This is a genomic window from Elioraea sp. Yellowstone, assembly GCF_006704265.1.
In the GTDB taxonomy this organism is placed as follows: Bacteria; Pseudomonadota; Alphaproteobacteria; order Acetobacterales; family Acetobacteraceae; genus Elioraea.
Genome location: NZ_VIKA01000008.1, coordinates 1 through 21892, shown reverse-complemented (window position 1 = coordinate 21892; position 21892 = coordinate 1). Strand labels below are relative to the sequence as shown.

At 72.0% G+C, this 21892-nt stretch carries 22 protein-coding genes and 1 pseudogene; 9 read left to right on the top strand and 14 right to left on the bottom strand.

Translation table 11 applies throughout. The features are described 5' to 3' along the window. Nucleotides 1-29: 29 nt before the first annotated feature. Nucleotides 30-200 (bottom strand): annotated as a pseudogene (locus FK498_RS02675) (SelT/SelW/SelH family protein); the annotation flags it as partial. A gap of 127 nt (nucleotides 201-327) precedes the next feature. On the opposite strand from FK498_RS02675, the gene FK498_RS02670 reads away from it, so the two are divergent. Genes FK498_RS02670 through FK498_RS02645 form a run of 6 tightly spaced genes read left to right on the top strand, consistent with a single transcriptional unit; the run spans nucleotide 328 to nucleotide 6303 of the window. Then, the gene (locus FK498_RS02670) at nucleotides 328-1272 is read left to right on the top strand and encodes a 4-hydroxy-tetrahydrodipicolinate synthase (protein WP_141851267.1); all 945 of its coding nucleotides are present in this window, start codon (nucleotides 328-330) and stop codon (nucleotides 1270-1272) included. A gap of 5 nt (nucleotides 1273-1277) precedes the next feature. After that, entirely contained in the window at nucleotides 1278-2282 is a 1005-nt protein-coding gene (locus tag FK498_RS02665) for a TRAP transporter substrate-binding protein (RefSeq protein WP_141851266.1), read from the top strand. A gap of 29 nt (nucleotides 2283-2311) precedes the next feature. Further along, nucleotides 2312-2773 (top strand): TRAP transporter small permease, encoded by a 462-nt coding sequence (locus FK498_RS19145; protein ID WP_161988283.1) that lies wholly within the window; start codon nucleotides 2312-2314, stop codon nucleotides 2771-2773. Nucleotides 2774-2776: 3 nt separating this feature from the next. Continuing rightward, complete coding sequence (locus FK498_RS02655) at nucleotides 2777-4078, top strand: TRAP transporter large permease (RefSeq protein WP_141851264.1); 1302 nt, start codon at nucleotides 2777-2779, stop codon at nucleotides 4076-4078. 42 nt (nucleotides 4079-4120) lie between these two features. Then, on the top strand, nucleotides 4121-5548 hold the full coding sequence (locus FK498_RS02650; protein WP_141851263.1) for a mannose-1-phosphate guanylyltransferase/mannose-6-phosphate isomerase: 1428 nt from the start codon (nucleotides 4121-4123) through the stop codon (nucleotides 5546-5548). After that, the gene (locus tag FK498_RS02645) at nucleotides 5548-6303 is read left to right on the top strand and encodes an SDR family NAD(P)-dependent oxidoreductase (protein ID WP_141851262.1); all 756 of its coding nucleotides are present in this window, start codon (nucleotides 5548-5550) and stop codon (nucleotides 6301-6303) included. The genes FK498_RS02650 and FK498_RS02645 overlap by 1 nt, the downstream gene beginning before the upstream one ends. A gap of 190 nt (nucleotides 6304-6493) precedes the next feature. On the opposite strand, the gene FK498_RS02640 is transcribed toward FK498_RS02645, so the two are convergent. The 10 genes from FK498_RS02640 to FK498_RS02595 all read right to left on the bottom strand — a co-directional run bounded on the left by FK498_RS02640 (nucleotide 6494) and on the right by FK498_RS02595 (nucleotide 17103). Further along, nucleotides 6494-7885: an amidase gene (locus FK498_RS02640; protein WP_141851261.1), complete on the bottom strand. Its 1392-nt coding sequence runs from the start codon at nucleotides 7883-7885 to the stop codon at nucleotides 6494-6496. A 12-nt stretch (nucleotides 7886-7897) separates the two neighbouring features. Continuing rightward, on the bottom strand, nucleotides 7898-8674 hold the full coding sequence (locus FK498_RS02635; protein ID WP_141851260.1) for an enoyl-CoA hydratase/isomerase family protein: 777 nt from the start codon (nucleotides 8672-8674) through the stop codon (nucleotides 7898-7900). Continuing rightward, nucleotides 8671-9330 (bottom strand): 3-oxoacid CoA-transferase subunit B, encoded by a 660-nt coding sequence (locus tag FK498_RS02630; RefSeq protein ID WP_141851259.1) that lies wholly within the window; start codon nucleotides 9328-9330, stop codon nucleotides 8671-8673. Before FK498_RS02630 ends, FK498_RS02635 begins: the two co-directional genes overlap by 4 nt. A gap of 11 nt (nucleotides 9331-9341) precedes the next feature. Then, complete coding sequence (locus tag FK498_RS02625) at nucleotides 9342-10025, bottom strand: 3-oxoacid CoA-transferase subunit A (RefSeq protein ID WP_141851258.1); 684 nt, start codon at nucleotides 10023-10025, stop codon at nucleotides 9342-9344. Beyond that, nucleotides 10022-10885 carry a MaoC/PaaZ C-terminal domain-containing protein gene (locus FK498_RS02620; protein WP_141851257.1) on the bottom strand — a complete coding sequence of 288 codons (864 nt, stop codon included), beginning with the start codon at nucleotides 10883-10885 and terminating at the stop codon, nucleotides 10022-10024. Before FK498_RS02620 ends, FK498_RS02625 begins: the two co-directional genes overlap by 4 nt. A 2-nt stretch (nucleotides 10886-10887) precedes the next feature. Further along, nucleotides 10888-12984 carry an acetate--CoA ligase family protein gene (locus tag FK498_RS02615; protein WP_237560813.1) on the bottom strand — a complete coding sequence of 699 codons (2097 nt, stop codon included), beginning with the start codon at nucleotides 12982-12984 and terminating at the stop codon, nucleotides 10888-10890. A gap of 2 nt (nucleotides 12985-12986) precedes the next feature. Beyond that, nucleotides 12987-14138 carry a thiolase gene (locus FK498_RS02610; RefSeq protein ID WP_141851255.1) on the bottom strand — a complete coding sequence of 384 codons (1152 nt, stop codon included), beginning with the start codon at nucleotides 14136-14138 and terminating at the stop codon, nucleotides 12987-12989. Nucleotides 14139-14245: 107 nt separating this feature from the next. Beyond that, the gene (locus FK498_RS02605) at nucleotides 14246-14629 is read right to left on the bottom strand and encodes a Zn-ribbon domain-containing OB-fold protein (protein WP_141851254.1); all 384 of its coding nucleotides are present in this window, start codon (nucleotides 14627-14629) and stop codon (nucleotides 14246-14248) included. A gap of 64 nt (nucleotides 14630-14693) precedes the next feature. After that, nucleotides 14694-15848 carry a lytic transglycosylase domain-containing protein gene (locus tag FK498_RS02600; RefSeq protein WP_141851253.1) on the bottom strand — a complete coding sequence of 385 codons (1155 nt, stop codon included), beginning with the start codon at nucleotides 15846-15848 and terminating at the stop codon, nucleotides 14694-14696. 220 nt (nucleotides 15849-16068) lie between these two features. Next, on the bottom strand, nucleotides 16069-17103 hold the full coding sequence (locus FK498_RS02595) for a lytic transglycosylase domain-containing protein (protein ID WP_237560812.1): 1035 nt from the start codon (nucleotides 17101-17103) through the stop codon (nucleotides 16069-16071). Between the two features lie 321 nt (nucleotides 17104-17424). Between FK498_RS02595 and FK498_RS02590 the strand changes: the two genes are divergently transcribed. Beyond that, nucleotides 17425-17634, top strand: coding sequence for a hypothetical protein (locus FK498_RS02590; RefSeq protein ID WP_141851251.1), 210 nt, complete (start codon nucleotides 17425-17427; stop codon nucleotides 17632-17634). Nucleotides 17635-17643: 9 nt separating this feature from the next. On the opposite strand, the gene FK498_RS02585 is transcribed toward FK498_RS02590, so the two are convergent. From FK498_RS02585 to FK498_RS02575, 3 genes are read right to left on the bottom strand one after another with little or no spacing between them, the layout of a single operon-like run. Continuing rightward, complete coding sequence (locus FK498_RS02585; RefSeq protein ID WP_141851250.1) at nucleotides 17644-18465, bottom strand: SirB1 family protein; 822 nt, start codon at nucleotides 18463-18465, stop codon at nucleotides 17644-17646. After that, on the bottom strand, nucleotides 18462-19151 hold the full coding sequence (locus tag FK498_RS02580; RefSeq protein ID WP_141851249.1) for a bifunctional 2-polyprenyl-6-hydroxyphenol methylase/3-demethylubiquinol 3-O-methyltransferase UbiG: 690 nt from the start codon (nucleotides 19149-19151) through the stop codon (nucleotides 18462-18464). The genes FK498_RS02585 and FK498_RS02580 overlap by 4 nt, the downstream gene beginning before the upstream one ends. Then, nucleotides 19148-20146: an NAD(P)-dependent oxidoreductase gene (locus FK498_RS02575; protein ID WP_141851248.1), complete on the bottom strand. Its 999-nt coding sequence runs from the start codon at nucleotides 20144-20146 to the stop codon at nucleotides 19148-19150. Before FK498_RS02575 ends, FK498_RS02580 begins: the two co-directional genes overlap by 4 nt. 192 nt (nucleotides 20147-20338) lie before the next feature. Here FK498_RS02575 and FK498_RS02570 point away from each other — a divergent pair, with 192 nt between their 5' ends. Both FK498_RS02570 and FK498_RS02565 read left to right on the top strand, forming a co-directional pair. Beyond that, nucleotides 20339-21490, top strand: coding sequence for a DegT/DnrJ/EryC1/StrS aminotransferase family protein (locus FK498_RS02570; protein WP_141851247.1), 1152 nt, complete (start codon nucleotides 20339-20341; stop codon nucleotides 21488-21490). Nucleotides 21491-21540: 50 nt separating this feature from the next. Further along, on the top strand, nucleotides 21541-21892 hold a 352-nt coding region (locus tag FK498_RS02565; protein ID WP_202614716.1), incomplete at its 3' end, for a hypothetical protein.

The following is a 21892-nucleotide window of genomic DNA, read 5'->3' as shown; positions in this document are numbered from 1 at the left end:
CTGCCGCGCCGTGCCACCGGACGCGCCGCTCACGCCAGCGCGTCCACCTCCTGGTCCGTCGGGAAGGCGCCGGTGGCCTTCTTCGACCACACGAGCTTGCCGTCCTTCAGGATCTCGAACACCCCGCCGGAGGACTTGGTGAGCGTCACCGTCGCGCCGGGGTTCTTCGCGAGCAGTCGATCCCTCGCACGGAGGGCCCGCGGCTCGTAGTTTCAGGACGTGCAGTACTGGATCTCGTACCTCATCGGCGTCTCCTGTCGCGGAGCATGGCCTGGACCGGCCTGCCCCCGTCCCGTAACCTGAAGTCCTGCGAGCGGGAGGTCAACCATGGCCAAGATGCGCATCGAGGGCAGCTTCGTCGCCCTGATCACGCCCTTCAACGCCGACGGGACGGTCGATTTCGGCGCGTTCCGCACCCTGCTCGACTGGCAGGCCACGCACGGCACCTCGGCCGTGCTGATCATGGGCTCGACCGGCGAGGTCTCGATGCTGAGCCCCGAGGAGCGGCGCGCGGTCGTCGAGCAGACGATCCGCTTCCGCGACGGGCGGATGAAGTTCTTCTACGGCTGCACCGGCAACAACACCGACACGACGATCGGCTATCTGCGCCACGCCAAGGCGAACGGCGCGGACGGCGCGATCCTCGCGGCCCCTGCGTATATCTGCGCCGCCGAGGCTGACATCGAGGCGTTCTTTGCCGAGGTGGCCGATGCGGTCGAGTTGCCGCTCGGCATCTACAACAACCCGCCGCGGGTGAAGACCGACCTGACCTGGGACGCGCTGCTGCGCCTGTTCCGTCATCCGAACTACGTCATCCTGAAGGAGAGCACCACCCGCGTCGGCCAGGTGGCCCAGGTCCTGGCGGGCAGGCCCGATGCGACGGTGATGTGCTGCGACAGCCCCAATCTCGGCCTGGTCGTGCCGACAATGGCGCTGGGCGGCCACGGCACGGCGAACATGACCGGCAACATCGACCCGGCCGGCATGGCGCGGCTCTCCACGCCGTGGCGCGCGCCGGAGCAGAGCGCGGTCTTCCGCGAGAGCTATCTGCGCCTCCTGCCCTTGCTGCACTTCACCTATTCGGCGATCAACCCGGTCGCGGTGAAGTCGCTGATGAAGGCAGTCGGCCTGCCGGCCGGCGATCTGCGCCGGCCGCTGCGCGGCCTCGACCCTGCCCACCTCGCCAAGGGCATCGAGATCGTGCGCGCGCTCGGGCTCGATGCGCAGTACGGCTGGCGACTGCCCGGCACGCTTCCTCTCGCTGCGGAGTGACGACGATGATCAAGCGCCGCATGCTTCTCGCCGGATCCTCCCTGCTCGCGACACCCTTCGTCGCCCGCGCGCAGGATGCGGTGAGCCTGCGCCTGCACACGCTCGTCACCTCACCGCATCCCTACAACGCGGCGGCCGACTGGTTCGGCGAGGAGATCGCCAGGCGCACCAATGGTGCGGTGCGCTCGACGCTGTTCCCCTCGGCCCAGCTTGGCCCGGACCGGGCGGTGCTGGATGAGATGCGGCTCGGCACCATCGATCTGATGATCTCGACCACCAACAACGCGGCTGCCCAGGTGCCGCAGTACAACGTCTTCTCGCTCGCCTACCTCATCCCGGACTACGAAGCGTTCCGCCGGGCCATGCGCGCCGACGGTCCGATCGCCGCCCGCATCCAGGCGCTGTACGAGGAGCGGCGCACCGGACTTGTGCTGCTCGGCTTCATGATGGGCGGCACGCGCAACCTCTCGGCGGTGAAGCCGGTGCGCACGCTCGACGACCTCAAGGGGCTGAAGATGCGCGTGCCCCCCTCGCCAGCGGTCGCGCGGCAGTGGCAGGCGCTCGGCACCTTGCCCGTGACGATCAACTGGGCCGAGGTCTACACCTCGATCCAGACCGGGGTCGCGCAGGCGCTCGAAAGCAGCCTCTCCGGCTACATCGCCGAGCGCTTCTACGAGGTCGCGCCGCACCTGTCGCTCACCATGCACGAGGTCCAGGTCGGCCATTTCACGATGTCGGCGCGCAGCCTGGCGAGGATTCCCGAACCGCATCGCGCCACCCTTCGGGCGGTGGCCGCCGAGGCGATGGAGGTCGGCACCCGGACCGGCATCGAGGCGGACGAGGCGGTGGTGCGGCGCGCGCGCACGGAGTTCGCCGGGCGCATCACCGTGCACGAACCCGACCGCGCCGCCTTCGCGCGCACGCTCGCGCCGCTGCAGGACGAGCTCGCGCAGAGCTACAACGCGCGCGACCTGCTCGAGATGGTGCGCGCCGCCGTGCGTACGGCCTGACGCTGCAGCTTCTCGTCGCCGTCAATGCCGTGCTGGAGCGGGCGCTGGTGCGCCTGCTCGGGCTGCTGTTCGCGGCCCTGATCGCCACCATCGCCTGGCAGGTGGGCGGCCGCGAGGCGCTGCGCGTGCCGGCGATCTGGACGCAGGAAGCGGCGCTGTTCCTGTTCACCTGGTGCGTCTTCCTGGGATCGGCCGTCGCGGTCCGCCGGTCAGCCCATTACGTCTGCGAGGTGCTGCCGCCGTCGATGCCGCGCGGCCGGGCCTGCCTCAAGCTGTTCGGCGACGCCGGAATCGGCATTGCGGCAGTTGTGCTGCTCTGGGGCGGAATCGGCTTCACCGAGATCGGCCTGTTCCGCGACCTCGAGACGCTCGGCATCGCCGAAGCGTGGCAGATGGCCGCGATGCCGGTGGGGGCGGCGCTGATGCTGCTGTTCCTGGCCGAAGTGCTCGCGCGGGACATCGCCGCGCTTCGCGCCGCCTTCGCAAGCTGAGCCGTGTTCACGCCGCTCGCGGTCCTGATCTGGCTGTTCTTCCTGCTCGTCTTCCTGCGCCTCGAGATCGGCTTCGCGCTGCTGCTGACCTCGCTCGCGGTGCTGCTCCAGCTCGACCTGCCCCTGGAGACCCTCGCCAACCAGGTGCTCCAGGGCATCGACAACTTCCCGCTGCTGGCCGTGCCGCTGTTCCTGCTGCTCGGGCGGATCGTCGAGGCCGGGGGGATCACCGACCGGCTGCTCGCGGTCGCCAACGCCGTGATCGGCCGGCTGCGCGGCGCGCTGGGCCACGCCAATGTGGCCGCATCGATGGGATTCGGCGCGATCTCCGGGTCTGCCGTCTCCGACGTCGTGTCGATCGGCGCGATCCTGATCCCGGCGATGAAGAAGGCCGGGTATCCGGCCGGCTATGCCGCGGCGATCACGGCCTGCAGCTCGATCCTTGGCATCGTCATTCCGCCGTCCATCGTCATGATCATCTACGGCGCGGTCGGGCAGGTGAGCGTCGGCGCGCTCCTGGTCGCGGGGATCGTGCCGGGGGTGGCGATCGGGTTGGCCCAGATGGGCTACAATCACCTGCTGGCGGTGCGCAACGACTGGCCGCGGGGGGCGCCCATGCGGCTCCGCGAGCGCGGCGAGGCGGTGGTGCGCGGCCTGCCGGTGCTGTTCATCCCCGCGCTGGTGCTGGGCGGCGTCACCGGGGGGTTCGTCACGCCGACCGAGGCCGCGATCATCGCCGTGTTCTGGGCGGGACTGCTGGCGGTCGGCGCCTATGGCGCGATCCGCCTGCGCGACATCCCCGCGATCCTGGGCGAGAGCGCGGTGGCCTTCGCGGTCCCGATGTTCATCGTCGGCGCTTCGGGAATCTACGGCTGGCTGGTGGCCTATCTCGGCGCGGGTCCGGCCGTCGCCTCCTTCCTGCTCGGCATCACCGACAGCTACTGGGGGCTGATGCTGCTGCTGGTCGCGTTCCTGATCGTGATCGGCATCCCCCTCAATCCGATCCCGGCGGTGCTGATCTTCCTGCCGGTGATCCAGGCGGTCGGCGATGCGGCCGGAGCGCATCCGATCCAGGTCGGGGTGATCGCGGTGATCGTGCTGGCGATCGGGCTTCTGACCCCGCCCCTCTCCATCTGCCTGCTGATCGCCGCCCAGATCGCGGAGGTGCAGGAGCTGCACGCCTTCCGCCACGCCCTGCCGATCATCGGGGTGTGCCTGCTGGTCGTGCTGCTGCTGATCGCGGTGCCGGAGATCGTGCTGTTCCTGCCGCGCCTCGCCTTCCCCGAGGTGTTCCCGGCCGGCTGAGCGGGCTATATCGGAGCCCCTACCCTCGTCCCGGTGCGCCCCATGCCCGACCTTCCCCGCATCGTTCCGGTCATCCTCTCGGGCGGCTCCGGCACCAGGCTCTGGCCTGCGAGCCGCGAGAGCTATCCGAAGCAGCTTCTGCCGCTGGTCTCCGACCGGCCGATGATCGTCGAGACGGCGCTGCGCGCTCCGGCCGCCGCCGGCTTCGCCCCGCCGGTCATCGTCTGCAACGAGGCGCACCGCTTCATCATCGCCGAGCAGCTGCGCGAGGCGGGCGTGGAGGAGGCGCGCATCGTGCTTGAGCCGGCCGGCCGCAATAGCGCCCCCGCGATCGCGGCCGCCGCGGTGCTGCTGGCGGAGGAGGACCCGGCGACACCGCTCTGGATGATGCCCGCGGACGCCGCGGTGGCGGATGTGACCGCGCTGCATCGCGCGATCGCGATCGGTGCGGCGGCCGCACGCGACGGCCGCATCGTCACCTTCGGCATGACGCCGACCGCGCCCGAGACGGGCTACGGCTACATCGAGCGCGGCCTGCCGCTCGCCGGCATCGAGGGGGCCTTCGCGGTCGCCCGCTTCGTCGAGAAGCCCGATGCGGCGACCGCCGCGCGGTATCTCGCGGGCGGGAGGCATCTCTGGAACAGCGGCATGTTCCTGTTCACGGCCGCCACCCTGATCGGCGAACTGGAACGCCACGCGCCGGACGTGCTGGCGGCGGTGCGCCGCTCGGTCGCGACGCGGACCACCGATCTCGACTTCATCCGCCTCGGCGCCGCGTTCAAGGACAGCCCCTCGATCAGCCTCGACTACGCCGTGGCGGAAAGGACCGACCGTGCCGCCGTCGTTCCTGCATCGATCGGCTGGTCCGATGTCGGCTCCTGGGCCGCGCTGTGGGAACTCGGTACGCGCGACGCCTCGGGCAATGTCGCGAGCGGTGACGTGCTGCTCGAGGAGGCGCGCAACTGCTACGTCCGCAGCACCGGGCCGCTTGTCGCCGTGCTCGGCCTCGCGGACGCAGTGGTTGTCGCCGACGAGGATGCCGTGCTGGCGATGCCACGCAGTCGCGCCCAGGACGTGAAGCGCATCGTCGATCGGCTGAAGGCGGCGAAGCGCAAGGAGGCGACCGAGCATCGCCGCATGTACCGCCCCTGGGGCTTCTACGAAGGGCTGATCACCGGCGACCGGTTCCAGGTGAAGCGCATCGTCGTGCGTCCAGGCGGGCGGCTCTCGTTGCAGAAGCACTTCCATCGCGCCGAGCACTGGGTGGTGGTGAACGGCACCGCACTGGTGACGCGCGATGCGGAGACGCTGCTCGTGCGCGAGAACGAGAGCGTCTATCTGCCGCTCGGCTGCGTGCACCGGCTGGAGAACCCCGGCAGGATACCGCTCGCACTGATCGAGGTGCAGTCGGGGCCCTATCTCGGCGAGGATGACATCGTCCGGATCGAGGACGTGTACGGGAGGGGCTGATGGATCTCCAGCTTGCCGGCAAGGTGGCGCTGGTCACCGGCGCTTCGGCCGGGCTCGGCCGCGGCATCGCCGAGGTCCTCGCCGAGGAAGGCTGCCGGCTTGCGATCCTGGCCCGGCGCAGGGCGTTGCTCGAGGCGCTGGCCGATGGCCTAGCAAGACACGGCGAGCGTCCGCTGGTGGTAATGGAGGACGTCACCATGCCCGGAGCGGCGGAACGCGCGCGCGATGCCGTGCTCGCCCGCTTCGGCCGCTGCGACATCCTGGTGAACAATGCGGGCGGATCGCGACCGCAGGAGGGGCTCGGCGACGATGCGGCATGGGAGGAGGCGATGACGCTGAACTTCACCGCCGCGCGCCGCTTCGCCCACGCGCTCGTGCCGGTGATGCAGGCGAACCGGTTCGGCCGCATCGTCAACATCACCGGCCCGGACGAGCCCTTCAGCATCAATGCCGCGAACGCGCCGAACGGGGCCGTGCACATCTGGGCCAAGGCGCTCTCGCGCGTCGTCGGCAGGGACGGGATCACGGTCAACTCCATCCCGCCCGGGCGCCTCCGCAGCGAGCAGATCGACCAGCGCATCCTGCCGACCGAAGAGGCGCGGCGTGCCTGGGCCGAGGCGAACGTGCCAGTCGGCTATATCGGCGAGCCGCGCGACCTCGCGGTGCTGGTTGCGTTCCTCTGTTCGCCGCTCGCCCGCTACATCACCGGCCAGGTGATCCACGTCGACGGCGGTGCGCGCCGGTTCAGCCACTAGCAGCCTGCCGGGTTCGACCGATCGTTCCGCGGCAATCGAGACAGCACCGCCGTCCGGTCTGGTCCCGTCGTCGCCTCGCAGGCCAACCGGTCAGATCGGGCCGACCTTATCCCTCGGCCACGCCAGACCGACAGGCTGCCGCCCGAAGTCGCGGACAGGGCTTGCGCGCCTGTTGCCGGCGAGCCCCGGACTATGCGGGGTCGACGATCGCCGGCGGGCCGGCTCGCGCCTCGATCACCTCGGCCGCGTCCAGGCACAGATCCTCGCGGAACCGGTCGGCGACGAGCTGCACGCCGAGCGGGATCCCCTCCGCCACTGTCGCGGTCGGCACCACCGCGCCCGGCAGGCCGAGGAAGTTGAACACGTAGAGCGGTTCCTGGGCGTGCAGGATGCGTGCCTGGCCCTCGGCCGTGAGATCGAGGTCGATCGGGAACGGCGTGGCGCGGCTCACCGGGCAGAGCAGCAGCGGATGGCGGCGGAAGAAGCGGTGCCAGTCGCGCAGGATCGCGGTGCGGCGCGCGAGCCCGGCGGCATAGGCCTCCTCGTCCGCCGCCGTGACGTTCGCCGACCAAGCCGCCCAGCTTGCCTTCGTCGCCGTGTCGCCATTCGCCTCGATCAGCGGCTGCATGAAGCGCCGGCTGTCGGCCATCAGCAGCGCCCGCCAGAGCGAGGCCGCCTCGTCCCAGTGCGGCGGCGTCACCTCCTCGACCGCGTAACCCGCATCCACGAGCCAGCCGGCCGCCTGACGCAGCGCCGCCGCGACCGGCGGCTCGGCACCCAGCGTTGCGAGACCGATGCGGATCGGCCGCGCCACGGGAGCGCCCGCGAGCGGTGCCGGCGTGTGCCAGGGATCGGGCTGCGGCCCGGTCATCATCGCCACCAGGGCGGCGCGCAGATCGGCGATGTGGCGTGCAAGCGGCCCCTGTACGGAGAAGAGCTGCAGCGTGATCGGGCGTTCCGCGGCGGCGAGCGGATTGTAGGCCGGCACGCGGCCGAAGCTCGGACGCAGGCCGGCGACACCGCAGGCATAGGCCGGGTAGCGGATCGAGCCGCCGAGATCGTTGCCGTGCGCGATCGCACCGATGCCGGCGGCGAGCGCGGCCGAGGCCCCGCCCGAGGACCCGCCCGGCGTCAGCGCCGGGTTGCGCGGGTTCAGGGTACGCCCGTGCAGCGCGTTGTCGGTAAAGAACCGGTACGAGTAGCAGGGGGTGTTGGTGCGCCCGACCGGGATCGCCCCTGAGCCGCGCAGGTTCGCGACCACGCCGCTGTCCTCCGGGGCGATCAGATCCTTGTACGCGACCACGCCGTTCGTGGTGGCATAGCCCTTCTGGTCCGCGTTCACCTTGATCGTCACCGGCACGCCGTGCAGCGGCGCCAGTGCCTCGCCGCGCTTCACCGCCGCATCGGCGGCATCGGCGAGCGCCAGCGCCTCCTCCGCGCGCGTCTCGACCACCGCGTTGATCCGGCCGTTCACCGCCTCGAGCCGGGCGAGGAAGGCCTCCATCATCTCGCGCGCGCTCACCGCGCGGGTGCGGATCAGCCGCGCCTGGTCGAGGGCCGGAAGATGCCAGAGTCCGCTCATCCCATCCCCCTGTCAGTTGCCGCGGAACACGGGCGCGCGCTTCTCGAGGAAGGCCCGCTTGCCCTCGGCGTGGTCGGCGGTCATGAACAGCGCGGCCTGAAGCTCGCGCTCCTGCGCCAGCGCCTGATCCAGCCCCTCGGCGAGCGCGGCCTTGGTCAGCGCCAGGCTGAGCGGCGCGAGCTCGGCGAGCGCCAGCGCGCGCCTCTTCGCCTCGGCCAGCGCCTCGCCCGGCGCGCAGAGCCGATCGACGAGGCCGATCTCATGGGCGCGGCGCGCGTCCAAGGTCTCGCCGAACAGCAGCATCTCGCGCGCCCGCCCGAAGCCCACGCGCCGCGGCAGGGTGTGCAGCAGGCCGAGATCGGGGATCAGACCGACCCGTGCGAACGGGGCGCGGAACAGCGCGTCGCCCGCCGCCACCGCATGATCGCAGGCGCACAGGATCGACAGCCCAGCGCCGACGCACCAGCCCTCCACGGCGGCGATCAGCGGCAGGCGCGAATGCACCATCAGCCGAACCATCCTGTGCGTGCGCCGCATCCGCTCGCGCGCCGCGTCCAGACCGTCCACCTCCATCCCGGTGAGATCGCCGCCCGAGCTGAACACGCCCGCCGCCCCCGTCACCACGGCGGCGCGCACCGTCCGATCCCCCTCCAACTCCTCGAGCGCGTCGGCGAAGGCGGCGCGCATCAGCACGCTCAGCGCGTTGCGCCGTTCGGGTAGGTTCATGGTCAGAATCGCGATCGGGCCGTCGCGCTCGACCAGGAGCGGGGGACGATCCGAGGCGCTCATGCCGCGAACCTGAGCTTCGCCTCGGTGCGCGCCTGCAGCGCCTCCGGCGTCAGGCCGGGAACCATCTCGCGCACCACGAATCCCTCGGGCGTCACGTCGAGCACGGCGAGGTTGGTATAGACGCGCGAGACCACGCCGAGCGCCGTCAGCGGATAGGAGCAGCGCCGGACAAGGCGCGGCCTTCCGTCCTTGGTGGTATGCTCCATGATCGCCCAGAGCCGTTTCGCCCCCGCGGCGAGATCCATCGCGCCCCCGACCGCCGGCGCCTTCTCGTTCGAACTCACCGCCCAGTTGGCGATGTCGCCGTTCTCCGCCACCTCGAAGGCGCCGAGCACGCAGAGATCGAGATGCCCGCCGCGGATCAGCGCGAAACTGTCGGACTGGCTGACGAAGGATCCGCCGGGGCGCAGCGTGACCAACTGCTTGCCGGCGTTGATCAGCCAAAGGTCTTCGTCCTCGGATGCCGGCGCAGGGCCGACGCCGATCACGCCGTTCTCGGACTGGAAGATTACCTCGCGCTCGGGCGGCACGTGATCCGAGACGAGCGTCGGGATGCCGATGCCGAGATTGACCACCCAGCCCTCGGGGATGTCGGCGGCCAGTCGCCGCGCCATGCCATGTCGGTCGAGCGGCTTCACGTCAACGGCCGTGTCCATCGCCTCCTCCGTCACCAGAGCCTGGGCGCACCGTAGGGGATGTGCACCACGCGGTCCACGAACACCCCCGGGGTGACGATCCGCTCCGGGTCGAGCGCGCCGAGCGGGACGCGGTGCTGCGCCTGCACGATCGTCAGCTCGGCCGCCATCGCCATCACCGGATTGAAGTTCCGCCCCGACTTCCGATAGGTCAGGTTGCCCCAGCGGTCCGCCTCCCAGGCCTCGATCAGCGCCACGTCGCCCTTGAGCGCATGTTCAAGCACGCAGGCGCGGCCGTCGAACGCGCGCACCTCCTTGCCCTCGCCGAGCTGCGTGCCGGCGCCGGTCGGGGTCCAGAACGCGGGAATGCCGGCGCCGGCGGCGCGCAGCCGTTCCGCCATCGTGCCCTGCGGCACGACCTCGAGCTGGATCCGCCCCTCGCGATAGAGCTCCTCCAGCACCACCGAACCGCGCGAGCGCGGATAGGAGCAGATCACCTTGCGCACGCGGCCCTCGGCCATCAGCCGGGCCAGCCCGTGCGTGCCTGTGCCGGCGTTGTTGGAGACCACCGTGAGGTCGCACACCCCCCGCTCGCACAGCGCCTCGATCAGGTGGTTCGGCGTGCCGACCTGGCCGAAGCCGCCGATCAGCACGGTCATGCCGTCCTTCACGTCGGCCACCGCTTCCAGCGCGGAGGCGACGAACTTGTCGATCATGGGTTCATCCGGAACAGGCCATTGGTCACCACCACCGCGTTCCTGTCGGGGACGCGCGCGCGGAACGAGAACGCGCCGCCGCCCTCGTCCCAGAGCTCGGTGCGGATCGTCTCGCCGGGAAGGACCGGCGCCGAGAAGCGCAAAGCCAGACGGCGCGGCTTCGTGGTGTCGTAGCCGCACACCCGGCGCAGCAGCGCGTGCATGACCACGCCGAGGGTGCAGAGGCCGTGCAGGATCGGCCGGCCGAACCCGGCTGCCCTCGCGACCGCCGGGTCGACATGCAGCGGGTTGTCGTCGCCGTTCAGCCGATAGAGCAGCGCCTGCTCCGGCCGCGTGGCGAGCTCGACCGCATCATCGGGATCGCGATCGGGCATCGGATGCGGCGGCCGCACGGGATCGGACGGCCCGCCGAAGCCGCCATCGCCGCGCAGCACCGTCGTCTGCTCGAGCGTGGCGAGCAGCGTGCCGGTCGCGGCATCGACCACCTCGCGCGCGGAGTAGAGCAGCGCGCCCTTGCCCGCGCCGCGATCGACCAGGCCGGTGACGCGTGTCCGCCCGATCACCTCGCCCTCCACCGGCAGGGGCGCGTGCCAGGTGATCGCCTGCTCGCCGTGCACCAGCCGCTTCCAGTCGACCCCCGTATCGAGATTCTTCAACCAGAACCCGGGATAACCCAGCACCGCGGCGATGGACGGAAAGGCGCGCAGCCGCGTCTCGTAGACGAAGTCGAGCTGGTGCTCGTCCAGCGGGTCCTGGCCGAGCCCGATCGAGAGCGCGTAGAGGATCGTGTCGCGCTTGGTGACGCGCTGGCGCGTCTCCGGGATCGGGAAATTGCGCAGCCGTTCCGGGTCGATCGGCATGGTCAGTCCGCGAGCTCGATCACCGCATCGAGCGCGACCGCGCCCTGCCCGTCCGGCAGCACCATGATCGGGTTCACGTCAACCGATCGCAGCCGCGGGCCCGCCGCTGCCCCGAGCACCGAGAGCCGCGCCAGCGCGGCGGCGAGCGCCCCCACATCCGCCTTCGGCCGCCCGCGCGCGCCATCGAGCAGGGGGAAGCCACGCAAAGAGCGGATCATCGCCAGCGCCTCGTCCTCGCCGAACGGGCAGAGCTTCAGCGCGACGTCGCGCAGCACCTCGACGAACACGCCGCCGAGCCCCACCATCGCTACTGGCCCGAACACCGGATCGCGGTTCAGCCCGATCACGCACTCGACCCCGCCCGAGACCATCGGCGAGACGAGCACGCCGGTCACACGCGCCCGCGGATCATAGGCGGCCGCGTTGCGCAGGATCGCGGCGAAGCCCTCCCGCACCGACGCCTCGTCCGCGAGACCGAGCCTCACCCCGCCCGCCTCGCTCTTGTGCAGGATGTCGGGCGAGGCGAGCTTCAGCGCCACCGGGAAGCCGATCCGCCGCGCCGCGGCAGCCGCGCCGTCCGCCGTCGCGCACACCTCCTCCTCCGGCACGGTGATGCCGATCGCCGCGAGGATCCGCTTCGCCCCGGCCTCGTCGGGCGCGGCCTCCGGCAACGCAGGCATCGCGACCTCGGGCGGCGTGGCGCGCGGCCCGCGCGCGAAGGCCTCGCCGAACCGGCCCATCGCCGCGAGCGCCACCACCGCCCGGGTCGGATCCTCGAACACCAGGAACCCGTCCGCCTCCCATGCCTTCACCGTCTCGACCGGCGCAAGGATCGAGAGGATGAACAGCCGGTCGGGATGCTTGGCCACCGCCCTCTTGAGCTGCTCGCGCAGAGGCGGCGCCACGGAGGCCGAGGCGCCGACCTGGGTGAAGAAGCCGATCGCGCTCGTGTAGCCGCCATCGGCCAGCATGCTCTCGGCGAAGGTGCCGACCACGCTCATGTCGTTGAAGGCCTGCGCGGTGCAGTCGACCGGATTGGCCGGCGACGCGAACGGGATCAACGCCTTCAGCCGCCGTTGCGCCGCCTCGGGCATCGCCGGCATGGGCAGGCCCAGCGCCTCCGCCGCATCCGAGATCAGCACCCCCGCCCCGCCCGAGATCGTGATCACGCCGAGCGTGTTGTTCACCGGGTAGATGCGCCGTGTGGCGACATGCGCGATGTCGACCAGCTCCTCGGTCGTGCGCACGCGATGCACGCCGGCATCGCGCAGCACCGCATCCGTCACCGCGTCGTCGCCGGCGATCGAGGCGGTATGGCTCCTCGCCGCCGCCGCGCCGAGGCGCGACCGCCCGACCTTCATCATCACCACGGGCTTGCGGTTGCGCCGCGCCACCTCGAGGCCGTCCAGGAACGACCGGGCCTCGCGGATGCCCTCGGCATAGACGGCGATCACGTCGGTCGCCTCGTCCTCGGCCATCCAGCGGATCACCTCGCCGAGCGTGATGTCGGCCTCGTTGCCGGTGGTGACAAGAAGCGGCGCGCCGACGCGGCGATCGCGGCAGAGAGCCGCCACATGCGAGCCGTAGGCGCCGGACTGGCTGACGATGCCGATCCGCCCAGGCAACGGCCAGCCGTTCTCGAAGCTCGCGGAGAAGATCGGGAAATAGCCGCGCGCGGCATCGAACAGGCCGAGGCAGTTCGGGCCGAGCAGACGCATCCCCCCGGCGCGCGCTGCCGCGACGATCTCCGCCTGCGCCGCCGCACCCGTCTCGTCGACCTCGGCGAAGCCGGCGGTGAACATGATCGCCGCCTTGACCCCCTTGCCCACGCAGTCGCGTACCGCCTCGAGCGCGACGGAGGCCGGCACGGCGATGATCGCCGCATCGACCGGGCCCGGCACGTCGGCGAGCCGCGGATAGGCCGTCAGTCCCTGCACGGTCTCGCGATTCGGATTCACCGGATAGAGCGCGCCCGGAAAGCCGCGCGCCTTCATGTAGGCGATCGGCCGCCCGCCGATCCGCGTCGGGTCGTTCGATGCGCCGAGCACGGCGAGCGAGTCCGGCCTGATCAGCTTCGTCAGGCCGTCCGGTGCCGGCACGCTCACACCGTCGCCGCGGAGCCGAGCACGCCGGTCACCTGCGCCGACAGCGTGCCGCCGTTGCCGTGCACGAGCGCGATGTCGCAGTCCCTTACCTGGCGGTCGCCCGCCTGCCCGCGCAGCTGCGTGACCGCCTCGATAATCAGGAACAGGCCGTACATGCCGGGATGCACGCAGGAGAGCCCGCCGCCGTTGGTGTTCACCGCGAGCCTGCCGCCCGGAGCGATCGCGCCGCCCTCGACGAACCGGCCACCCTCGCCCTTCGGGCAGAAGCCGAGATCCTCGAGGAACAGCACCGTGCAGATCGTGAAGGCGTCGTAGAGCATCGCGAGCTTCACGTCGGCGAGCGAGACGCCCGCATGCGCCAGCGCGCGCGGCCCGCTCTCGGACGCGGCCGTCACCGTGAGATCGGGCATGGCGCTGATCGCCCGATGCCACTGCGCGCCCGCACCGCCGAGGAAATAGACCGGCGGCTTCGCGAGATGCCGCGCCCGGTCGGCGCGCGTCATCACGCAGGCCGCGCCGCCATCGGTGACGAGACAGCAGTCGAGCACGGTCAGCGGATCGCTGATCATCCGGCTCGCCAGCACGTCCGCCACGCTCAAGGGTCCCCGCGCGAATGCCGCCGGGTTCAGGTTCGCCCAGGCGCGCGCCGCCACCGCCACCTCGGCGAGCTGCTCGCGCGTGGTTCCGAACTGGTGCATGTGCCGGCTTGCGGCCAGCGCATAGGCGGTGAGCGGCATGCGCGGCTTGAACGGCGCCTCCCACACCTGGGGCTCGCTCATCGACACGAGCCGGCCGCCGGCCGAGCGCTGGTTCGAGCCGTAGCAGATCAGCGCGACATCGCAGAGCCCGGCATCGAGCGCGAGTGCGGCATGAAGCAGATGCGCCTCGAAGCTCGCGCCGCCGATATTCGTGCCGTCGACGAAACGCGGCCGCAGGCCAAGATACTCGGCCACCGACAGCGTCGGGAAGGCATGCGTGCTGGTGGCGGCGAAGATGCCGTCGACGTCCGAGAGCTTCAGGCCGGCATCGGCGATCGCGTTCAGCGAGGCGTCGGCAAGCAATTCGATGGCCGAACGACCAGGCGCTTCGCCCGTGCCCGCCGTGCCGATGCCGACCACCGCGGTCTTGCCCCTCAACGCATGTGCCATGGCGGAAATCCTCAAGAAACGCAGGGCTTCACCCTGCACCCGCCGGGGGGCCGCTGGCGAGGTCCCCACCGCGCCTGCGCGATGGGGTGCCATGTCCCCCCGGCCCCCTAGACCGGATCGAAGACGATGCCCGGCGCCCCGTCCACCTCGGCGATGCGCGCCTTGACGCGCTGGCCGATCTTCACCTCGGTGGGCGGCAGGCCCTCGACACGGCTCATCATCCGCACCCCCTCGTCGAGCTCCACGATCGCGATGTTGTAGTCGTTCGAGGATCCGTCCGGGTTGGGGCGCTGACGTGCCACCGTGGTCGCATAGACCGTGCCGAAGCCGCTTGCCGGCACCCATTCGAGATCGCGCTCGCCCGTGCCGGGCAAGGCCACGCGCGGATAGAAGACATGACGCCCGGTGGAGGCGCTGCGCTGGATCATGAAGCGCCCCTCCTTCAGAAAGGCACGGAATGCCGCCTCAGGTCCGGGTCCCGCCTCGGTCATGGATCGATCCTCCCTCTCCGGCAGTGCCGCAAGAGGATGGCTTGGCCATGCGGGCTCGGCAACCTCAGCCCTGAGCGTCCGGCGCCACTGCGATGCAGCGCAGCCCGCGCCGTTCGACCTGCTGACAGGCGGCGACGGCGGCTGCAGCCGACAGCCCGACCAGACGGGCGCGGACGAGTTCGCCCTCGTCCGTGCGCACCCGCGACACCGCGGGCGCGGCCGAAGCCAGGAGCTCCGGTGCCGCGCGGCGCGCCTGCTCGATCGCGTTGCGCGCCGGGCCATGGCCCTGGAATGCGCCGACCTGGATCGCCCACGCTCCGTCGATCTGCGCCGGTCGCGGCGCCGCCAGCGCCGGCGCGGCATGCGCCGAGGAGATCAGCTGGAACCGCCCCGACGGGGCAGGCGGCGCAGGCGGAGCCGGCGGCAACGCCGCACGCACGATCACCGGCTCGCGCACCGGCGCGGTGACCGGCGGCGGCGTCGGGACCGTCCTGGCTGCCACGGTCGTGGCCGGCTGCACGTGCATCGGCGGCGATGGAGGCGCGCGGTAGGCAAGCTGCGCCGGCGCCGCGCGGCCGACGCGACGCAGGCCGGGCGGGATCTCCGTCGGCACGGCAGCCGCCGCATAGACCTCGGGCGCGGCGCGGTTCACGGGCCCGACATGCGCGATCCGCGGCGCGATCGTCGCGACGTAGCGCCGCGTCTCGTCCGGCAGGCTGCGCTGGCGCGCCAGATAGCGCTCGAAGGTGCCGGGTCCCGCGTTGTAGGCGGCCAGGAAGCCTGGCGCCCCGAACCGGTCGTACATCTCGCGCAGATAGGCGGTGCCGGCCAGGATGTTGTCGCGGGGATGGAACGGATCGGGGCCAAGCTGATAACGTAGCCTGAGCTCCTCCCAGGTCGCCGGCATGAGCTGCATCAGCCCCATCGCACCGGCGCTCGAGACCGCGTCCGGCCGGCCCGCGCTCTCCACCCGCATCACCTCGCGGATCCAGACCTCCGGAACGTCGTGCCGCGCGGCCGCCTCGGCGATGTACGGCCCCCAGGGGTCATGCGGCGGCCCGGGCGGGGCATAGTCGCCGCTGGCGACATAGCCGGCGGAATGCCGCATGCCGGCGCGGTCTCCGGCGCAGGCCGCCGCCAGCAGGGCCAGGGCGAGCAGGGCCATCCCGCGCAGTCCGGTGCGCATCCGAGCGGTCCAGGACAGGTTCGGCGCGGTCATCGGGCGTCAGCATCCCCAGAACAGCACAAGAACACCATGGGCTGCGGCTTGGTGTTCAGCTCATGACTCAGTGTCCAGCGCTAACCCATTAAAGAATCGCATCCGGACCGGCAATCGGAATGATGCGACTCGGGCGTCGGAGGGCATCGGCACGGCTTCACCGTGGCACGGCTGCAACACCCGATATCCGCCGCGTTCGGCGGACCGGCGGGGCCGCGTGTCAGCTCCGCGCCGCCGGAGCGACGGCGAAGCATGCCTGTCCCTGCCGCACGACCCGTCGGCAGGCTGCCACCGCCGCTTCCGGCGAGAGCCCGGTCAGGCGGGCGCGCACGAATCGGCCATGCGCGGTCTCGACATTCGGTGTGGCGGGCCGGGCCGAGGCGAGAAGGTCGGGCGCGGCGGCACGCGCTTGTTCGATCGCGCTGCGGGCCGGCTCCAGGGTCCGGAACGCGCCGACCTGGATGGCCCAACCGCCGCTCGGGGACACGGCTGGCGCGGGGTCCGCAGCCTCGGCAGGAGGCGCCGCGGCAAGCGAGACGGAGAGCGTCGCGGCGCGCGCCGCCGAGACGAGCCGGAACCCGCCTGCGAACGTCTCGGCGGCCGGCGGAGGCGGGGCGGGGCGCGTCTGGTCCGCCGACAGGACGGGACGTGCCGGACGGGGCGATCCGGCGATCGCTCCCTGCAGCGCCGCATGGGCCGTGGGCACGGCCCCGCTCGCGGGCGCGATCCCCTCGATCCGCGGTGCGATCGCGGCGACGAAACGCTGCGTCTCGGGCGGCAGCCTGTGCCTGCCGGCCAGCGCACGAGCGAAGGCGCCAGGGCCCGCGTTGTAGGCGGCGAGGAAACCGGGCGCGCCGAACCGGTCGTACATCTCGCGGATATAGGCCGTACCCGCCAGGATGTTGTCGCGCGGCAAGAACGGATCGCTGCCGAGCCGGTAGCGGCCGCGCAGTTCCCGCCATGTACCCGGCATGAGCTGCATCAGACCGATCGCGCCGGCTCGCGAGACCGCCCTGTGTCGGCCGCCGCTCTCGCGCTGCATCACTTCGCGGATCCACGTCTCCGGGACGTCGAAGCGGGATGCGGCCTCGGCGATGTAGGGCGCCCAGGGATCGTCCGCGATGTCGGCAGGCGCGGCATAGTCGGCGATCACGGGCACATGCCCCGCCTTCGCGATCTCCGCCCGATCGACCGCGCAGCCGGCGCCGCTCATCACCACGACGATCGCTCCGGCCCCGCGCAGCGGCAGCGTCATCCGTGCGATCCTGCGCGGGGACGGAATGGCCATGAGGGCGGGTCCTCCGGAGCGGTGCCGCGATCCGTGCGTTGCGACACGACGACAACATCCATGTGTCGGGACCTTACGGACGTGCTCCGGAGTCGCGTCTCGCGGGAAGACGGCGCGCGCCGAGTCGGACTGGCGCGGCTTCGCAGACGAGCGATGGGCGTGGCATCCTGGCAACAGCATCGCGAGTCGTTCGTGGAGGCTGTCCTGCGCGCCGCACTGCCCGCCGCTCTGCTCGCCTGCGCTGCCGGCTGCGCCCCGGCGTCGCCACCACCGCCGACGCCGGAGCCGATGGTCCGGGCGTCCGAGCCTGCGCCCGCGCGTCTCGGCACGATCGTCGCCATCCGACGGATCGGCGCCGCGCGCGCCGCCGAGTTCGTCGTGCGCGAGGACACCGGCGCCATGATCGTCGTCGTTCAGCCGGACAGCGACGGTCTCGCCGTCGGCGAGCGCGTCGCCCTCGTGGCGGAAAGCCGCACCCGGATCGCGCGGAGGCGCTGAGCCGCGGCGTCAGTTCAGCCGCGCGCGGCTCTCGGCGATGGCGGCGCGAACCTCCGCCTCGGCCTCGCCGCCGGGTGCCAGGGAGAGGAACCGTTCCAGGCACGCGATCGCCGCCCGATGGCGGCCGAGCCGCCGGTTCGCAAGACCCGCCTCGTGCCACAGCGCGGACGCATCGGGGACGAGGCGCAGCATGTCCTCGATGCAGGCGAGCGCGCCGGCGAGGTCACCGGCCTTCAGCCGCCGAACCTTGATGTTGTTCTGCAGCCGGAGCAGCACCTCGCGGTCGCGCATGCGGCGGAACAGGCCGGGCTGGAGCTCGACCGTCCGTCCGGTGATGCGTTCGATCAGCGCGCTGAGCTCGGCGGGCGACGGCGCATGGCCGCGCGCGAAGGGATCGACCGACACCGCCCGGCCCTCGCCCGCGATGCCGACCAGGAAATGTGCCGGGAAGTCGATGCCCCAGGCGGGCCAGCCGGCCGCGCGCGCGGCATGGATCCAGAGGATGCCGAGTGCCACCGGCAGGCCGCGCCGACGCTCGATCACCCGGATGAGGTTGGCGTTGGCGAGATCGTCGTAGGTCTCGGCATCGCCCGCATAGCCGTGCCGGCCGGCGAGCAGTGCGGCGAGTGCGCCGGCGCGTGCGGCGGGCGCGATGTCGCGCAGTTCGGCCGCCGCCGCGGCCAGCGCGGCGAGATGCGCACGCGCCGGCGCGAGGTCTGTGCCGGGCGCATCGATCGCAGCGAACAGCAGTGCCGCCTCGGCGAGATCGGGGGGCTCCCGGCCGGCCGCGCCGAGACGATCGAGGGCCGCGCGCGCCGCCTCGGGCGTCACCGCACCTCCGCCCGGTCGCACAGATGCATGATGCTGCGCGTCGGCGTGGTGAACACGCGCTCGCGCACGCGCCAGCCGGCGGCGGCCAGCGCTCCCTCCCACGCCGCGAGCGACGTGCCGCGATAGCCGACCTCCCATTTGTGGCCGAGCGGATCGGCTTCCGGCACGAAGCGGGAGAAACGCCGCGGCCATTTCAGATGCAGCGCGCTGCGCAGCCATCCGGGTGCCACCTGCACCGCGAGCCAGAGATGCAGCCCCGACCACGGCACCGAGACCACGAGGTGCGCCGCACCCGTCGCGTGCAGCCGCCTGAGCACGTCGCGCGCGGCCGCGAATGGCAGGTGTTCGAGCGTCTCGCAGCAGAGCACTGCGTCGAAACCGGCGAAGCGCGCCGGATCGAGCGCGGTCAGGTCGCAGGCGTGGTGCGGCACCTCGGGGCGGGCGAATTGGCGGGGGCCGAGATCGAGCGTCTCAACGGCGTAGCCGGCGTTGTCGAGCAGCGCGGTGACGTAGCCGAGATAGGGCCCGATCTCGAGAACGCGCCGTGCCTCGGTGCGGCCGAGCAGCTCGAGCTGCGCGTGCTGGTGCGGGCTGCGCTTGGGCGAGTAGTAGCGGTGCCACTCGGCACGGTTCGCCGCCGGATCGGCCCGGCGGTACATCGTCGTGCCTTCCGGCACCGCGCTCATAGCGCGATGCCGAGCCGGCCCAGCCGGTACGCATGCGCGGCGTTCACGGCGCCCGGCGGCAGCCGCCCCGCCGCCAGCGCCTCCACTTGGCGCACCGTGTCGAAGGCCTGGTGCGCGATCGCCTGCGGCGTCAGCCCGCCGATATGCGGGGTCGCGATCACCTTGGGATGCGCGGCGAGCGACGGTGTGGGCATCTGGTCCGGCGCGCGGCCGACATCCAGCGCCGCGCCTGCGAGCGGTCCGTGGTCGAGCGCATGACGCAGCGCCGCCTCGTCCACCAGGTTGCCGCGCGCGAGGTTCACGAACAGCGCGCCCGGCTTCATCGCCGCGAAGGCCGCCGCGTCGAGCAGGTTCTCGGTCTCCTCGGTCGCGACCGCCAGGCAGACGACGAAATCCGACGCCGCCAGCACCTCGTGCAGGGGCGCGTGGCCGATCTCCGGATCCTCCGGTGTGACATGCGGATCGGCGACCAGCACCGTCATGCCGAGCGCCTTGGCGATGGCGGCGAGCCGCCGTCCGATCACCCCGTAGCCGAGGATGCCGAGCGTCGCGCCGGCAAGCTGCCGGCCCATCCGCGGCTCGGGCATCTCGCCGCGGTGATAGTGCGCGGTCGCCCGGCCGATCCCGCGCGCGAGATCGACCATCATGCCGATGCCGAGCTCGGCCACCGCATCGGCGAAGCCCGGCGTGGCGCGCGTCACCAGCACGCCGTGCGTCGAGGCCGCCGGCACGTCGATCGTGCGGATGTCGACCGCGCAGCGCAGGAACGCGACCAGGTCGGGCGCGTGGGCGAAGGTCCCGGCCTCGCCCGGCGTCATGCGGTCGGAGACGATCACCGCGCAGCCCCGGGCGGCCTCGGCCAGTTCCCTGCCGGCGAGGTGCCGGCCGGTGGTGTTGCGCCGCACCTCGGCGACCCGCGAAAGAGCGGCAAGCGCCGCCGTACCGTAGTAGTTGCGGAACATCGCGTCGGTGTGGGCGAGGAAGACGGGCAGCATCGCGGGCTCCAGGACCGGTCCGGCGGAGAGACTGGCGCGACCACGCCGGCCGCGCCAGCCCGCCGCGCCGCCGCACCACGGGCAGCCACGACCGGCCCCGCCTCGTTTCCGCCCTCCGCCGGAGGTATAGGGGCACCGGACGGTCCGGCACGCGCCGGGCCGGCCCCCGCATGCCGCGCCTGGAGAACCCCGATGCCGGAAGCCCCCCCGCCTGCCCCGATCGCCTTCATCGACCTCGACGCCCAGCGGCGCGCCATCGGTCCGGCGATGGAGGAGGCGGTGCTGAAGGTGGTCCGTTCGGGCAGGTACATCCTCGGGCCCGAGGTCGCCGAGCTCGAGACCGCGCTCGCCCGCTACGCCTCGGTGCCTTTCGCGCTCTCCTGCGCCAACGGCACGGATGCGCTGGCGCTGGCGCTGATGGCGTGGGACATCCGGCCGGGCGATGCCGTGCTCGTGCCGGCCTTCACCTTTGCCGCCACCGCCGAGGTGGTGGTCTGGTTCGGCGCGACCCCGGTGTTCGTCGATGTGCGCGAGGACACGTTCAACATGGACCCGGCGAGCCTGGAAGCCGGGATCGAGACGGCGAAGCGGCTCGGCCTCGTCCCGCGCGCCATGATCCCGGTCGATCTGTTCGGCCAGCCGGCCGACTACGCCCGGCTGCTGCCGATCGCGCGCCGCCACGGGCTGAAGGTGCTGGTGGATGCCGCGCAGTCCTTCGGCGCGACCTGGAACGGCACCCATGTTGCCGCCACCGGCGACATGGCCGCGACCAGCTTCTTCCCCGCCAAGCCGCTCGGCTGCTACGGCGATGGCGGCGCCGTGTTCTGCCATGATCGCGAGACGCTGGAGCTGCTGCTCTCCCTGCGCGTGCACGGCCAGAGCAAGGACGACAAGTACGAGAACGTCCGCGTCGGCATGAACGGGCGGCTCGACACGGTTCAGGCGGCGGTGCTGCTGCAGAAGCTCGCCGTGTTCGAGTCCGAATGCGCGGCGCGGCAGCGGATCGCCGACCGGTACAATGCCGCCCTGGCGGATGTCGCGATCGTGCCGCGTCTCGCGCCGGGCAATACCTCGGTCTGGGCCCAGTACACGCTGCGCATCCCGGGCCACGACCGCGCCCGCGTGCTCGCCGCGCTGAAGGCCGAGGGCATCCCGACGGCGATCTACTACCCGAAGCCGCTGCATCGCCAGACGGCCTATGCGCACCATCCGGTGGCGGGCAACGGCCTGCCGGTGAGCGAACGGCTCGCGGCCGAGGTGTTCAGCCTGCCGTTCCATCCCTACCTGGAGGAGGCGACGCAGGACCGGATCATCGCGGCGACGAGGCGCGCGCTCGGGGCATGACGGACGCCACGGGAGTGGAACGGATTGGCCCTGCCATGCCATGCTAAGGCATGGCAGCCGCCGACGCGCATTGTCCGCCGCCCGTCGGGCTCACCGCGGCAGGACTGCTGACGCTGCTGGGCCTGGGCGGACGCGGCGAGGAAGTCCGGCGCAGACTGGCCCGCGCGCTCCACGCCCGCGCTCCTGCTGCTTGGCCGTTGCTGGAAGAGGCCGCAGCGGGCTTCGGTGAACGACTGCTTGCCTTCCTGGCCACCGCCGAAGGCGACGCGGCCTTCACTGCGGCGGCGGCCGAACTGGAATCCGCGCTCGCCCCGGCGGAACGGCGCCTCGACCTGCTCGCGGCGGCGCGGCGGGCGGCGCTGAAGGCGCTGGAGGAGGCCGCCCCCGCGCGCGCCGCACGGC

Coding starts and splice junctions, on each gene's coding strand:
- FK498_RS02610 (WP_141851255.1), bottom strand. CDS start 14,138: ATGGCACATGCGTTGAGGGGCAAGACCGCGGTGGTCGGCATCGGCACG.
- FK498_RS02630 (WP_141851259.1), bottom strand. CDS start 9,330: ATGGACACGGCCGTTGACGTGAAGCCGCTCGACCGACATGGCATGGCG.
- FK498_RS02625 (WP_141851258.1), bottom strand. CDS start 10,025: ATGATCGACAAGTTCGTCGCCTCCGCGCTGGAAGCGGTGGCCGACGTG.
- FK498_RS02665 (WP_141851266.1), top strand. CDS start 1,278: ATGATCAAGCGCCGCATGCTTCTCGCCGGATCCTCCCTGCTCGCGACA.
- FK498_RS02570 (WP_141851247.1), top strand. CDS start 20,339: ATGCCGGAAGCCCCCCCGCCTGCCCCGATCGCCTTCATCGACCTCGAC.
- FK498_RS02640 (WP_141851261.1), bottom strand. CDS start 7,885: ATGAGCGGACTCTGGCATCTTCCGGCCCTCGACCAGGCGCGGCTGATC.
- FK498_RS02605 (WP_141851254.1), bottom strand. CDS start 14,629: ATGACCGAGGCGGGACCCGGACCTGAGGCGGCATTCCGTGCCTTTCTG.
- FK498_RS02670 (WP_141851267.1), top strand. CDS start 328: ATGGCCAAGATGCGCATCGAGGGCAGCTTCGTCGCCCTGATCACGCCC.
- FK498_RS02595 (WP_237560812.1), bottom strand. CDS start 17,103: ATGACGCTGCCGCTGCGCGGGGCCGGAGCGATCGTCGTGGTGATGAGC.
- FK498_RS02645 (WP_141851262.1), top strand. CDS start 5,548: ATGGATCTCCAGCTTGCCGGCAAGGTGGCGCTGGTCACCGGCGCTTCG.
- FK498_RS02650 (WP_141851263.1), top strand. CDS start 4,121: ATGCCCGACCTTCCCCGCATCGTTCCGGTCATCCTCTCGGGCGGCTCC.
- FK498_RS02620 (WP_141851257.1), bottom strand. CDS start 10,885: ATGCCGATCGACCCGGAACGGCTGCGCAATTTCCCGATCCCGGAGACG.
- FK498_RS02575 (WP_141851248.1), bottom strand. CDS start 20,146: ATGCTGCCCGTCTTCCTCGCCCACACCGACGCGATGTTCCGCAACTAC.
- FK498_RS02635 (WP_141851260.1), bottom strand. CDS start 8,674: ATGAGCGCCTCGGATCGTCCCCCGCTCCTGGTCGAGCGCGACGGCCCG.
- FK498_RS02590 (WP_141851251.1), top strand. CDS start 17,425: ATGGTCCGGGCGTCCGAGCCTGCGCCCGCGCGTCTCGGCACGATCGTC.
- FK498_RS02580 (WP_141851249.1), bottom strand. CDS start 19,151: ATGAGCGCGGTGCCGGAAGGCACGACGATGTACCGCCGGGCCGATCCG.
- FK498_RS02600 (WP_141851253.1), bottom strand. CDS start 15,848: ATGACCGCGCCGAACCTGTCCTGGACCGCTCGGATGCGCACCGGACTG.